The 12,917-nt window shown below is 63.3% G+C and carries 8 protein-coding genes; 4 read left to right on the top strand and 4 right to left on the bottom strand.

Annotation, left to right across the window (positions count from 1 at the left end; translation table 11 throughout):
• Position 1 precedes the first annotated feature (1 nt).
• Genes VGD45_RS26545 through VGD45_RS26530 form a run of 4 tightly spaced genes read right to left on the bottom strand, consistent with a single transcriptional unit; the run spans position 2 to position 7,242 of the window.
• Positions 2 to 208 (bottom strand): hypothetical protein, encoded by a 207-nt coding sequence (locus tag VGD45_RS26545; RefSeq protein WP_331158399.1) that lies wholly within the window; start codon positions 206 to 208, stop codon positions 2 to 4.
• Positions 205 to 3,333: an efflux RND transporter permease subunit gene (locus VGD45_RS26540; protein WP_331158398.1), complete on the bottom strand. Its 3,129-nt coding sequence runs from the start codon at positions 3,331 to 3,333 to the stop codon at positions 205 to 207. Before VGD45_RS26540 ends, VGD45_RS26545 begins: the two co-directional genes overlap by 4 nt.
• Positions 3,317 to 4,459 carry an efflux RND transporter periplasmic adaptor subunit gene (locus VGD45_RS26535; RefSeq protein ID WP_331158397.1) on the bottom strand — a complete coding sequence of 381 codons (1,143 nt, stop codon included), beginning with the start codon at positions 4,457 to 4,459 and terminating at the stop codon, positions 3,317 to 3,319. Before VGD45_RS26535 ends, VGD45_RS26540 begins: the two co-directional genes overlap by 17 nt.
• Positions 4,456 to 7,242, bottom strand: coding sequence for a TonB-dependent receptor plug domain-containing protein (locus VGD45_RS26530; protein ID WP_331158396.1), 2,787 nt, complete (start codon positions 7,240 to 7,242; stop codon positions 4,456 to 4,458). Before VGD45_RS26530 ends, VGD45_RS26535 begins: the two co-directional genes overlap by 4 nt.
• Before the next feature lie 433 nt (positions 7,243 to 7,675).
• Here VGD45_RS26530 and VGD45_RS26525 point away from each other — a divergent pair, with 433 nt between their 5' ends.
• Genes VGD45_RS26525 through VGD45_RS26510 form a run of 4 tightly spaced genes read left to right on the top strand, consistent with a single transcriptional unit; the run spans position 7,676 to position 12,917 of the window.
• On the top strand, positions 7,676 to 8,659 hold the full coding sequence (locus tag VGD45_RS26525; protein WP_331158395.1) for a LysR family transcriptional regulator: 984 nt from the start codon (positions 7,676 to 7,678) through the stop codon (positions 8,657 to 8,659).
• Complete coding sequence (locus VGD45_RS26520; RefSeq protein WP_331158394.1) at positions 8,656 to 9,771, top strand: HupE/UreJ family protein; 1,116 nt, start codon at positions 8,656 to 8,658, stop codon at positions 9,769 to 9,771. The genes VGD45_RS26525 and VGD45_RS26520 overlap by 4 nt, the downstream gene beginning before the upstream one ends.
• Positions 9,772 to 9,784: 13 nt before the next feature.
• The gene (locus tag VGD45_RS26515) at positions 9,785 to 11,596 is read left to right on the top strand and encodes a vWA domain-containing protein (RefSeq protein ID WP_331158393.1); all 1,812 of its coding nucleotides are present in this window, start codon (positions 9,785 to 9,787) and stop codon (positions 11,594 to 11,596) included.
• 10 nt (positions 11,597 to 11,606) lie between these two features.
• Positions 11,607 to 12,917, top strand: coding sequence for a hypothetical protein (locus tag VGD45_RS26510; RefSeq protein ID WP_331158392.1), 1,311 nt, complete (start codon positions 11,607 to 11,609; stop codon positions 12,915 to 12,917).

Raw genomic sequence — 12,917 nt, 5'->3', positions numbered from 1 at the left:
GTCAGCGCGGCGATCGCAGGGAGATGCCCTGCATGCCTGCCTTGTTTCTAATGGCTGAAGCCGTGCGCCGCAGATCCGCAGCGATCGTCTCGACAGGCGTGCCGCTGGCCGCCAGCTCACGTAAGCGCCGCAATTCTTCGCTCGACCAGTCGTTTCGGCGGCTGCGCCGGGGATAACGCGCGGCCTCATACATGCTCAACCCATTCACTCGCTACTTCTCCGCAACAACCCACGTGGAAAGGCACGATCGAGCGCCAGGTAGATCACCGGCGTCGTGTAAAGCGTCAACAACTGACTCACGAGCAATCCCCCGAACACGGCGATGCCCAGCGGCTGTCGCAACTCCGAGCCAGTGCCGAAGCCCAGCATCAGCGGCACCGCGCCTAGCATGGCGGCCACCGTCGTCATCATGATCGGACGGAACCGCACGATGCATGCTTCGTGAATCGCCTCGCTCGCCGTCGCGCCCGCGCGTTGTCGCTCGAGCGCGAAGTCGACCAGCAGAATGCCGTTCTTTTTCACGATGCCGATCAGCAGCACCACGCCGATCAGCGCCATGATGGAAAAGTCCTGACCCACGCCCCACAGCGCGAAAACGGCGCCCACGCCCGCCGACGGCAGTGTCGAAAGAATCGTCAGCGGATGCAGGAAGCTTTCATACAGCACACCCAGGATGATGTAGACGGTGACCAGCGCGGCCAGAATCAGCCAGGGCTGAGTCGCCAGCGCTTCCTGAAATGCCTGCGCGTTGCCCTTGAACGTGCCTTCGATACTGGCTGGAGCGCCGACCTCTGCTGCCGCTTGCGCAATCAATTTCACCGCGTCGCCCAGCGCGATCCCCGCCGCCATGTTGAAAGAGATCGTCGCCGAAGGAAACATGCCGTCGTGAGTGATGCTCAGCGGGCCGACCGTCGGCGGTTCGACCCGAGTCACCGCCGCGAGCGGCACCATCCGGGCGGATGACGGCGAGCGCAAATAGAAGTGCTGCAAGCTGTCGGCCCGGCTGCGCTGTCGCGGGTCGGCCTCCAGGATGATTTTGTATTGGTTGATCTCGTTCTGATATTCGCTGATCTGGCGCTGGCCGTAGGCGTCGTAGAGCACCTGGTCGATATCTTCCGCCCGCAGCCCGAAGCGCGCCGCCGAGACTCGATCGATTGTGAGCTTGGTGACAGCCGCGCGCAATTGCATCTCGTTGGACACGTCGCGAAACTGCGGCATGGTCTGCAGTTTCTCCGCGAGCCGGTTGGCCCACTCGCCAAGCTCGCCGCTATCGGCGCCGCTCAGCACGTATTGGTACTGCGATCGCGAGCCCCGGCCTGCCAGATTGATGTCCTGCTGAGTTCGCAATACCAGATTGATTCCCGGCACCTGATTCAATTGCGGGCGCAGCCGTTCGATCAGCTCCTCGGAGGACACGTCGCGATCGCTGCGATCCTTCAGCACCAGATAGAAACGCCCGTTGGCCAGATTCGGGTTGGGCGCAGCGGCGCCGACCACATGACTGATCGCCTGAATGGCGTCGTCTTTGCTCAGGATGCGCGCCAGCGCCTGATGCTTTGCCACCATGCTGGAATAGGAAACATCGTCGGCAGCGCGTGAGGAGCCGACGACGTACGCGGTGTCCTGCAGCGGAAAGAAGCCCTTCGGCACGAACACATAACCCGCGACGGCAACGGCAATCGTCAGACCGAACCCGACCAGCACGGCACGCTGATGCCCGAGCGCCCAGCGCAGACCGCGATCGTAGCTCGCGACCAGCCGATCGCCGAAGCTCGGCTTGCCGTGCACATGCGCCGGCAGCGCCTTCATGAAGCGCGCGGCGAGCATCGGCGCAAGCGTCAGCGATGCGATCACGGAAAACAGGATCGCCGCCGTCAGCGTCGCGGCGAATTCACGAAACAAGCGACCGACCACGCCGCCCATCAGCAACAAAGGAATGAACGCGGCGACCAGCGACAGGCTGATGGAAACCACCGTGAAGCCGATTTCAGCCGCGCCTTGTAACGCCGCGTCGGGCATGGCCTTGCCTGCTTCCAGATGTCGATGGATATTCTCGACCACGACGATGGCGTCGTCGACCACGAAACCCACCGCCACCACCAGCGCCACGAGCGTGAGATTGTTGAGACTGAACCCCAGCACGTACATCGCGGCGCTCGTCGCCACCAGCGCGACCGTCAGGACGCAGGCGACGATCACGGTCGCCGACAGCTGTCGCAGGAATGCGCCCATGACCAGAATGACCAACACGAAAGTCACGAGCAGCGTGAGTTGTACTTCGTGCAATGAGGAGCGGATGGTGCGAGTCCGGTCGTTGAGAACGGCGAGCTCCACGCTGGCTGGCAGCCGCTCGCGAATCGTCGGCAATGCGGCTTGTACAGCTTCGGAAGTGGCAACGATGTTGGCGCCGGGCTGTCGGCGCACCATGATGTAGACGCCCGGCTTGCCGTTCTGCCAGGAACCCACGTAGTCGTTCTCCGCGCCGAGCGAGACTTGCGCGACATCGCGCAGGAACACCGGTGCGCCCTGCCGATACGCCACGATCAAGTTGCCGTACTCCGCCGCGCGAAAGATCTGATCGTTGGTGGCCAGCGTGGAGACGCGTCCCTCGCCGTAGATCGCGCCCTTGGCGCGATTGACGCTGCCGGATTGAATGATCTGGCGCAGATCGGCGAACGTCAGTCCCAGCGCCGCGAGTTTCTCGGGCGACGCCTGCACACGCAGCGCCGGTTTGCGCTGGCCGTAGATGTTCACTTCGGACACCCCGCCGATCTGACTGAGCTGACGCGCGACCGATGTTTCCGCAAGATCGCTGAGCGCGGTCAACGTCATGACTTCCGACTGCATCATCAGCCCGAGAATCGGACTGTCGTTGGGATTGGACTTGCGCCACGTCGGCAAACTCGGCAGCTCCGCGGGCAACCTGCCCGCCGCCGTGTTGATCGCGGCCTGCACCTCCTGCGCGGCCACGTCGATATCTTTATCGAGCTCGAACAGCAAAGTGATCGAGGTGCGACCGAGCGAGCTGCTCGACGTCATCTCACGAATGCCGGGCACCCCGCTCAGCTGCACTTCCAGCGGCGTCGCGACGGACGACGCCATGGTCTCGGGACTTGCGCCGGGCAGCGCGGCGCTCACTTCGATCGTCGGCAGATCCACTTCCGGAATGGGCGCCACCGGCAACATGGGATAAGCGACGAGGCCAAGCAGGATCAAGCCAATGGTCAGCAGCGTGGTTCCGATGGGGTGCGCCACGCACCAGCTCGAAAGGGTCGCGCGAGCCAGGCTGGCCTGGGCGCGACTGATCGGCGCGGGCTCAGGTTCCAACGACATCGGCCTCGCCCAGCATCGATGCTTTCACCTTGGCACCCGGCTTGAGGCGCGATTGTCCGTCGATCACGACCATGTCGCCCGGCGCCACGCCGGTGGCGATGACCGCGATCTCATCGTCGAGGTAGCTGGTGACGACGTCGACCGGTTGCGCAATCGCATCTTGCACGCGATAGACAAATGCTCCGTTCAAGCCCTGTTGTATGCAGTGGGCGGGCAGCACGGTGGCGTTCGCGCTCATGCCGGTCTCCAGTTGCAAGGTCACGAACTGCCCCGGCCACAGATCGCTGCTCGCATTGTCGAACTCAGCGCGCAAACGTAGCGTGCCAGTTGCGACGTCGATCTGATTGTCGAGGGTGGTAAGGCGGCCTCGCGCGAGCGGCGAGCTGCCGTCGCGATCGAACGCGGTGACATGCATCTGCCGACTTTCCTTGGTTGCTTCGCGCAGCCGTGGCAGCGTCTCCTGAGGCAACGTGAACACGATGGAAATCGGGTCGATCTGAGTCACGGTCACCAGGCCCTGCTCGTCGCCGACCTGCACCAGATTGCCCGGATCGATCCGGCGAATGCCGACGCGGCCGCGCACCGGCGAACGAATCTCGGTAAACGAAAGCTGCACGCGCTGCGCCTCGATACGCGCTTCGCTCGCTAGAATCGTTGCTTTGAGTTTCTCGACCAATGCCGCCTGCTGCTCGATCGTTTGCCTCGGAACAATGCTCCGATCGCGCAGACCGGTGTAACGCGCCAGATCCAGCTCGGCGATGCGCAGATCCGCCTCGCTGCTGGCTTTCTCGGCTTGCGCCTGTGCGAGCGCCGCCTTGATGGAACGATCGTCGATCCGCGCAAGCAAGGCGCCGCGCTCGACCAGCTCGCCTTCTTTGAAAAGCACCACGGTGATGGCGCCTGAGATCTGAGGCCGCAGCACCACGGTGTGCAGCGACTGCACTGTGCCGATCGCGGACATGCGTTGAGGCACATCCCGGCGTTCCGCTGCAATCACGGTCACTGGAACGGCGGAACCGCCAGCCGCCGGGGCGGCGGTGTTCGCTGGAGCTCGTGCATGCCACCAATAACCGGCGGCGAGCAGCACCACTGCGCCGATCGCCGCCGCCCGATATCCTTTCGTCATGATCCCCAGTCGATGCGAAAACCGATCCTGAAAGTGCGACCGAGATAGTCGTATAGCGCGCGATTGATGCCAGGCTCGACATTGCTGCTGTCGCCAGGCCCGAGCCCGACCACCACGGGGTCCTTGTCGGTGAGGTTGTTCACCTTGAAGAAAATCTGATTGCGCATGCTGTCCGTCTGCAGCGTCCAGGCAATGAACGCGTCCAGATAGAATGCGCCGTCGATGTGGTTGGTGTTGATGGTGCGATTCAACGCCGTCGACTGCGGACAGCCGGACGTGCACTCGATGTATGTATTGTCGTAAGTGCCCGAGCTGATGCCGCGTCCGGTGAGTTGCACCGTCAGCTGTTCCAACGTGTACGCAGCCGACAGACGATACTGCCAGTCCGGCGGGCCGCCGTTGGTGTTCTGCCCGGCGCGGTCGGTCTCCGGATCCACGCCATTGTTCGAGGACATCTCGAGATAGTGCGTGGCCAGCGACCGCAGCGTGATATTGCCGGGCAAGGCGCTGCCGACATCGGAGAATGCAAACCGATAGCTCGCCTCCAGATCCAGTCCCCTGGCGCGCTCTGAAACAAAGTTGAACGGGCTGTTGCTGATCAGCAGCTCGTTGCCCGAGTCGGAGCTGGGATCGCGCGTGAAGGCGTCGCAGAAGGTTCGATTGCCGTCGTAGCAGCGATCGACGATGTCCTGCGCGCTCACCATGCTGATCGCGTCCTCGATCTCGATGTCGTAGTAGTCGGCCGACAGCGCCAGTCCCGGCGCGAACGATGGCTGATAAACGACCCCGAGCGTCAGCGCATCGGCCTTTTCCGGCTGCAGCGTCGTGTTGCCCATGGTCGTTTCGGTGAAGCGCTGCGAGATGTTGTTGAAGAATGGGTCCGTGAGCGAATTGGTGCGCCGGCGCCCGGCCTGATACAACTCCTCGAGATTCGGAGCGCGAATATCACGGGACAGCGTCACTCGCGTCCGCAAGTCCGCGAGCGGCGACCAGGCGAGCCCCGCTTTCCAGGTCGTCACGAAACCGGACGTGCTGTAATCGGTGCCGCGCGCCGCGCCATTGAACTCCAGATTCCACGGCAGCGACACGAGCGTCTCGAGATACGCTTCACGCACCGTGTAATCGCCGAAAGTGGGCAGGAAGTTGCCGACGATCCAGTTTTCCCGATACTCCGGCGCGACGTAACCCGAAATCTCCTCGCGCCGATACTCCACACCGAACGCGACGCCGATGGGGTCGAGCCACGGATTGCTCACTTTGGTGCTGAAATTCAGCGCCGCCACGTCCTGCTCGAACTGCTGCGTGCGCTCGGGATGGCCCATGAAATATGCCAGCGCCTCGGGACTGTTGACGCCGATGCCCATGCGATTGAACGGCACGCAGCCGTTGCCGGGATTGGCGATCGAGGAGCGGCAGACGATCTCGCCGGTGGTCGGGTGAAGAACGGCGTCCTGCGCCAGTCGCAGTCGCGCCGTGTTAGCGGAATACAAACGTTCGTCGGCGTCGGTGACGCCGTGCTGATAATAAGTATCCCAATCCCAATCCAGCCCGAGCAGGAAAGAGCCCTCCGCGCCGAGCACGAAGCGCTTGACCGTGCGCTCGTTGTCGCTCTCGCGAGTGGGAATGTCCGCATTCGACGAGCCGAGATTGAACTGTGTGATGTCGGCTGACGGCAGCGCGTTGTACTCGGCGATGCGCTGACGCACCGAGTCCGGGATGAACGCGTTGTCCGCCATGATGATGATGGTGCCCTTGTCGGATTGCACGCCGCCCCACTGCCTGGCGCTGTTGCGATTCCAGGACGCTTCGGCGAACAGCGAGGTGCTGTCGGTCAGATCCCAGGACAGCCGGGTGAAGGCGCCGTCGCGATCGCTCTCGGGTTCCAGCGAGGTGAGCTGGTTGGATTGACCGAGTTGCCAATCGCCGCCGATGGTCCACGGATCGCGCGTGGCGCCGTATGCGAATTGATTGACCGATCCGCCCACGCCGAAATACGTGCCCCGCAAGGCCGTATTCGTGATGATGCCGCCAGGTGTCATCACGCTTTGACCCGCGCTGTTGGTCACGAAATATTCGGGCGCGCCATTGCCAGGCTGATACGCCGGATTGTTCACCATGTACCAGCCGTCGTCCGCCCACTCGCGATGCATGCCGTAGATGCCGTCGCGACGCGCGGACTCTGCATTGAAAAGCAAATGTCCACGGCCACCGGCGAGGGGCAGGCCCGCTGTGAACGTCGCCTGCCAGTTCTGATCGTCGCCGTGCGCGGTCTCGCCGGCCTCGACATTCACCTTCATGCCCGTGTAAGTCTTGTCGAGAATGAAGTTGACGACACCGGACACCGCGTCCGAGCCGTAAGTGGCCGCGGCGCCGCCGGTGACGATCTCGATGTTTTTCACCAGGCCTTGCGGAAACGTATTGATGTCCACCGTTCCCTGCGCGAGCGAACCGACCGAGCGGCGGCCATCGAGCAGCACCAGCGTGCGCGCGTTGCCGAGCGAGCGCAGATTCACCGAGCTGATTCCGGCCGCGCCATTGCTCAGGCTGCGATTCGCGGTCGAAGGCGAGCTGCTGCCCGCGACTGAAGGCAGCTCATTGACGAAGTCCGCGATGTTCGGCTGGCCGGAGGAGAGAATGTCCTCGGCCCCGATGACCGTCACCGGCGTCGGCGTTTCGTAGCCGCTGCGCGCGAGGCGGCTGCCGGTGACGACCACATCTTCTATGGGGCTCTGTTCGGCCGCTACCGGAGTGCTGACCTCCTGAGCCACGGCCGGCGTTGACATGGCAAGCGCAAATAAAACATTCAGTCCCTTGATTGAGTGCCCGATCCGCCTGATCTTGGGAGCTGACTCGAACAACGGCGCAACCTCGCATGCAATGGGTACCGCAGCAACGCTAGCAACAGTCGCGCCAAAGCTGCATGAAAAGGCAGTTCTCCCGCATAACGATGGGTTATACGCACCGTGCTTGCACTCGCGACGCGCGCCACGCACTGTTTGGTCGCAATTTCGTCTCGTGTCGGCGCCCCAAAGAGTGCAACGTTTCGGACGCGGCGAATTTTTTAGTGCACGGTCGAAAAATCATGCACGCCGCGGCGTTGTGACAATACGATGCCCGTCATGAGGCGAGTGACGATGCACGATCTCGCCACGGCGTTGCTGCGTGGCATGAATTCTGCAACTTTACCCAGCCGACACGGCATTGCTGGGGAGACGCATGCAATCGACAGTGCGCGACACGAACGCCGACCTTGCTCCATTGGGGGTCATGCATCTGCGCTACATCGAAATGTTTCAAGCCATTCTGCAGGCGGGCACGCTGACCGACGCCGCCTCGCTGCTGAACATTTCGCAGCCCGCGGCCACCAAGCTGCTGAAACAGGCGGAGCGTCGCCTCGGCTTTCCATTGTTCGTGCGCCTCAAGGGTCAGTGGCATCTCACGCCCGAAGGCCGGCTATTGCAGGGACAGATGGAGCGCATCTTCGAAGAGTTGCGCGACCTGCAACGGCTGGTCTCGAACATCGCCCGGGCCGAAAAGCTGCCGTTGCGCGCGATCAGCACGCCGACGCTCGCCAACGCCATCATTCCCAAGTCGCTGGCGCGCATGCGACAGCAGCTCGGCCAGAGCTCGGTGGAGCTATCCACGCAGCATTCGCCCGAGATGCTGAAATCGATCATCCTGCGCGAAGCCGACGTCGGCATTACCCTGCAAGAGCTCGCTCATCCGGACATTCGCTGTGAGCATCTGTGCGAGGGTCCGCTGGTGCTCATCGCGCCCAAGGAAACCTGGTCGCGCACCGCCGCCCTGCAACCCATATCGATCGACTCGCTCGCCAATTCATCGCTGCTGGGAATTACTCGCGCCGATCAGCTCGGTCGCCAGTTGCAGGCGTATCTGGAGCAACTGGATCCGCCGGCGCGCATCACCACCTGGGTGCAGACCTATCAGATCGCCAAGGACATCGTCTGCAGCGGCGAAGGCCTGGCGCTGGTCGATCCGTTCACCGCGGTGTCGGCGGGCGCGGAGCTGCAGACTCGCGTGGTCGAACCCATCATGAAGATCAACTTGTATGCCGTGTATCGCGCCGACGGTCCGCTCAACAGCGTGCAGAAGGCGTTCGTGCAGTCGGTGAAGACCATCGCCTCGGAGTCGATCAGCTTTCTAAGGAATAGAGAGCGGCGGCTGCACGCCGTGCAATGAGCCGCTGGTTTGCGATCCTGCTGCTGTTAGCAGCCTCGATGCACGTGGATTGTGCCCAGGCGCAGTCCGGGAGCGAGTCGTTCCTCTCTTTGTACGTGGACCAGGCAAGCGTGCGCGGCGAATGGCAGGTTCCGCTCGTGGATCTGGACGCGGCGCTGGCCCTGGACAGCAACCGCGATGGCGACATCGCCTGGCCGGAGATCCAGGATCGTCGCCAGCACATCGAAGCCTATCTGGAAGCAAACCTGCGCATCCTGGCCGACGGCCAGGATCCCGGTGTGCGCTTTGACCAGCTGAGCTTCGGCTCCCGACAACAACAGCCCTTCATACTGTCGAAGTTCTCCGCGACCGCAGCCAATGCCGTCGACTCGCTCGATGTCGATTACACCCTGCTCTACGAGCTGCGGCCCGAGCACCGCGCGCTATTGAAAGTCATCTGGCGAGGCGCCGGCTCGCAACGAGCGACGATCGCCGCGCCGGGCGGCGCCACTGTCTTCTCGCGCGCCGACTTAAAAAGGACGGAGTTCGCCGAGCTGCTCGGGTCCGGTATCTGGCACATCTGGATCGGCTACGACCACGTCTTGTTCCTGCTGGTGCTGCTGATTCCGGCAGTGCTCAGGCGTACCGCCAACGGTCGTGAAGGCGCCGATGAATTCGCCGGCCCCTTCCTTCGCGTCATCGCCATCGTATCGGCGTTCACCGTCGCGCACTCGATCACGCTGAGCTGCGCCGCCCTGGGCTGGATCGTGCTGCCCGGTCGACTGGTCGAGTCCTTGATCGCCGCATCCGTCATCGTCGCCGCGCTGGTCAATCTCCTGCCACGCACGGCCGGAGCGAGCGGAGTGTGGATCGCATTCGCCTTCGGGCTATTGCACGGCTTCGGCTTCGCCAATGTGTTGAGCGAAGTCGATGCCGAAGGCGAACCGGTGTGGCGCACGCTGCTGGGCTTCAACCTGGGCGTGGAGCTCGGGCAACTGGCGATCGTCGCCGTGTTCCTGCCCCTCGCCTACCTGCTCCGCAAGACTCGCTTCTATCGGACCGGCGTGTTGTATGGCGGCTCGTCCGCGGCTGCGGCGTGCGCCATGTTCTGGCTGTGGCAACGCGCGTTGTGAGAGGTTGCAGACGATGAGCTGGGGAAACCCTTGGGTGCTGCTGGCGCTGGTGTTTCCGGCCGTTGGATTCATCCTGCTGCGCCGGATGGCCCAACCGGGATCGCTACTACGCTGGCCAGCGATGCGACGGATCGCGATTTCCGGCAATCGGATCCGACCCGCGGCGCCCGAAAAAATGCACGTGACGATGTTCGTGATGCTCGCCATCGCGTTTGCCCTGATCGCGATCGCGCGTCCGCAGTGGGGCGAGGATACCTCGCAGTCGTACAGCCATACCCGCGAAGTCATCATCGCCATCGACCTGTCGCGCAGCATGCTCGCTGAAGACATCGCCCCCTCTCGACTCGACCACGCCAAGCTGGTTACCGAACACATGCTCGACAGTCTGCAAGGCGAGAGCGTCGGGCTCGTGGTGTTCGCGGGCACTGCGTTCGTGCAAGTCCCGCTCGGCCCCGACTATCGGATCATCCGCGAATTCATGCCCAGCCTCGACACCGACTACTTGCCGCGGGGCGGATCGGATTATTCGAAGATGCTCGACGCGGCCCTTGAAGGCTTCAGCGACACCGCCGACCGCGATCGCTATCTCATCGTGCTGAGCGACGGCGAGAGCAGCACCGAAGGTTGGGAGCAGCGGCTCGGACGGATGGCCGAGCGGGAGATCCATGTCGTGGCCGTCGGCCTGGGCACTCCCAAGGGCGCTTTCGTTCCGGACTTGCAGAACGGCGGATATCTCGCCGATGCAAACGGCGATGCCGTGCATTCCAAGCTCATGCCTGCGACCTTGGAAGCCCTGGCGCGCCGAACCGGCGGCAAATACTTCGATGGCGCCGCGCTCGCGGACAGCGACGATGTCAAAGCAATGCTCACGCAAACCGTCGAAACCGGTCGCAAGGGCCGAGTCGCCAACGCGGCTGGCAGCGCCGGCATCGAACGGTTCCAGTGGTTCCTGCTGCCAGCGATCTTGTTTGGCTGCATTAGCTTGTTGAGCGAGTTTCAGCAGCGGATCAAGCCGCGTGAAATCCGCCGCGACGATAAGACCCCGACCGAACAGACATCCGATCCGCCCACTCGCCTCGCGGCTGGTGTTGCTCTCATCCTGGCGCTCAGCTCCTCGCCGCCCGCCGGAGCGCACTTCGACTCCGAAGCGGAGTTTCAAGTGCAGGAGGTGTTCGACAGCAATCCGGCCGAGCGTCTGCGCGCCATCACCGAACACCTTGCGGAGTTTGGCTACGACGCATTCGATCTGCGCTTGATGGTCGAAGCATCGATTCGCTACGGAATCGACGCGCAACGCACCGGCACTGCAGTGGCAGAAGGTGTGATTCAAGATGCCATCGAGGCCACGCAACAAGGCGAGCAGCTCGATACGTCGATTGCGGACTGGTCCTACTACCGCGGTCAGCTCACCGCCATGCTCGAAGCGCCGCCGTCGGAAGCCACCGACGACAAGTCACAGGCGCCCGACGCCATCATGGACGAAGAGAACGAACGGCCCATCGTCACCGGCGACAGCAGTCAACAATCGGCGAACGATTCGTTCGGCGAAGGCGCCTCGGCCAAAACGGACGCCGCGTTGGGCGACTTGACCGCGGACAGCGAGACTGAGCCGCAGCGGAGAAACAAGCCGAATCCACCGAAGAACGCCCGCGCCGCCGCCGTCAGACCCGCTCGATCGAGCGGCGGTGACGACGCTGAAGATCCGATCCTCGCGCTCACTCGCAAGAATCTGGATGAAGCCGCGCGGCGCGATTCGCCCGGGCGCCTGCATCAGTTGCTGGCGCCCGAGGAGTCCCAGGCAGATCCAAATCGATTCGACTGGTAAGGGAGTCACCATGCAATCGTTACCTCTAGGCGAGATCGGCGCGACACCGTGGTCGCTCAATCCTTCGTGGTTTATCGCGCTCGCGTTCCTCGTTCCCGCGCTGCTCTGGTTCGGGCTCGCGTGGCGACGCGCCCTGCTCGAGTGCCCCAATCGCATTCGGCGCGCGGGTATCAAGGAAATGCGAAGGTTACTGGATGCTTTGCAACGCTCGAGCACGCCGCCTCGTCCAGGACACCTGCAGGCCTGGCTGCGCGTTACCGCTCGCTCTTGGGACATTCGCACCTCGGCGCCGTGCGTAGGTGAAGTCTCTCGAGCGGCACATACGTTGAGCGGCGGCGATCCTATCGTCAGTGACCGCTGGCGCGAGCTGTGGCAAGCGACGGAGCACGGACTGTACGCACCCGACGCGCAACCGACGCGAGATTGGGTGCAACGTGCGAGAAGCCTGGCGGCCAGCTTGGAGATGCCGAAGCGGGAACGTTTGTTTCCCAACCGTCTCGCGCATTGGTTGCCGTCGGTCGCTGGCGCTCTGCTCGTCATTGTAATGTCTGGCTCGCAATCGCTGGCCGACGTGCCGTGGTCCTCGCCTCCCGCTGCGGAAGCGGCGCCCGACGCTCCGCCGCCGGACGAGCTCTCTCCGCAGGCAGCTGACGACGCACGAGCAGCTTTGGCTTCGAATTGGAACGATTGGGCCGCGCATCGCAATCTGGCCGCTTTCCAAACTCAGCAGGGCGAGCTGAGCTCGGCGATTGCCCACGCAGCCGCGGCGTTCATCCAGCATCCAATCGGTTCGGATACTCGCGAGACGCTGCTCGCCGCGCTCGGAGAGACCGAAACCGTCGACAGAAATTTGCGTCAGTTGTTGTCCGGAGCATGGTATGAGCGCACTCCAACCCTGCTTTCGCCCGCTGGCTGGCAGCGCCTGGCGCTCATCGCCGCGATCGTCACGGTCGCGGCAGCGTGCGCTCTGATTTTTGTCTGGTACTCGCCAGCCAAGCAGCCTGCACGGTCGAGACTGCCAGTACTGTGGATCGGCCGTAGCGTTGCCGCCCTGGGAGCGATCGTGCTGCTGACATCGGTTGCGAGCTGGCATGCGTACGGCGCCTTCGGTCATGCTCGAGCAGCGATTCTCGTGGAGAATGCGAATGTGAGTCCCGTGCCCACCGATCTGGTGCCGACGGAAGAAACATCCCCGCTGTCGGCCGGCGCGGTGGTCGTCGCCGGGCACGACTTTCTTGGCTGGCGCAAAATCGACGCGGACCGGGAAATATCCGGCTGGGTTCGCGGCCATGCTCTGATGCCGCTCTACGCCGACCGGTAG

This window comes from Steroidobacter sp. (genome assembly GCF_036402275.1).
Classification (GTDB): Bacteria; Pseudomonadota; Gammaproteobacteria; order Steroidobacterales; family Steroidobacteraceae; genus Steroidobacter.
This window is presented reverse-complemented; position numbering and strand designations above follow the sequence as displayed.

What these genes read in the sequence shown, in the direction of transcription:
- VGD45_RS26540 (WP_331158398.1), bottom strand. Translation starts at nt 3,333, where the DNA reads ATGTCGTTGGAACCTGAGCCCGCGCCGATCAGTCGCGCCCAGGCCAGC.
- VGD45_RS26535 (WP_331158397.1), bottom strand. Translation starts at nt 4,459, where the DNA reads ATGACGAAAGGATATCGGGCGGCGGCGATCGGCGCAGTGGTGCTGCTC.
- VGD45_RS26530 (WP_331158396.1), bottom strand. Translation starts at nt 7,242, where the DNA reads ATGTCAACGCCGGCCGTGGCTCAGGAGGTCAGCACTCCGGTAGCGGCC.
- VGD45_RS26525 (WP_331158395.1), top strand. Translation starts at nt 7,676, where the DNA reads ATGCAATCGACAGTGCGCGACACGAACGCCGACCTTGCTCCATTGGGG.
- VGD45_RS26520 (WP_331158394.1), top strand. Translation starts at nt 8,656, where the DNA reads ATGAGCCGCTGGTTTGCGATCCTGCTGCTGTTAGCAGCCTCGATGCAC.
- VGD45_RS26515 (WP_331158393.1), top strand. Translation starts at nt 9,785, where the DNA reads ATGAGCTGGGGAAACCCTTGGGTGCTGCTGGCGCTGGTGTTTCCGGCC.
- VGD45_RS26510 (WP_331158392.1), top strand. Translation starts at nt 11,607, where the DNA reads ATGCAATCGTTACCTCTAGGCGAGATCGGCGCGACACCGTGGTCGCTC.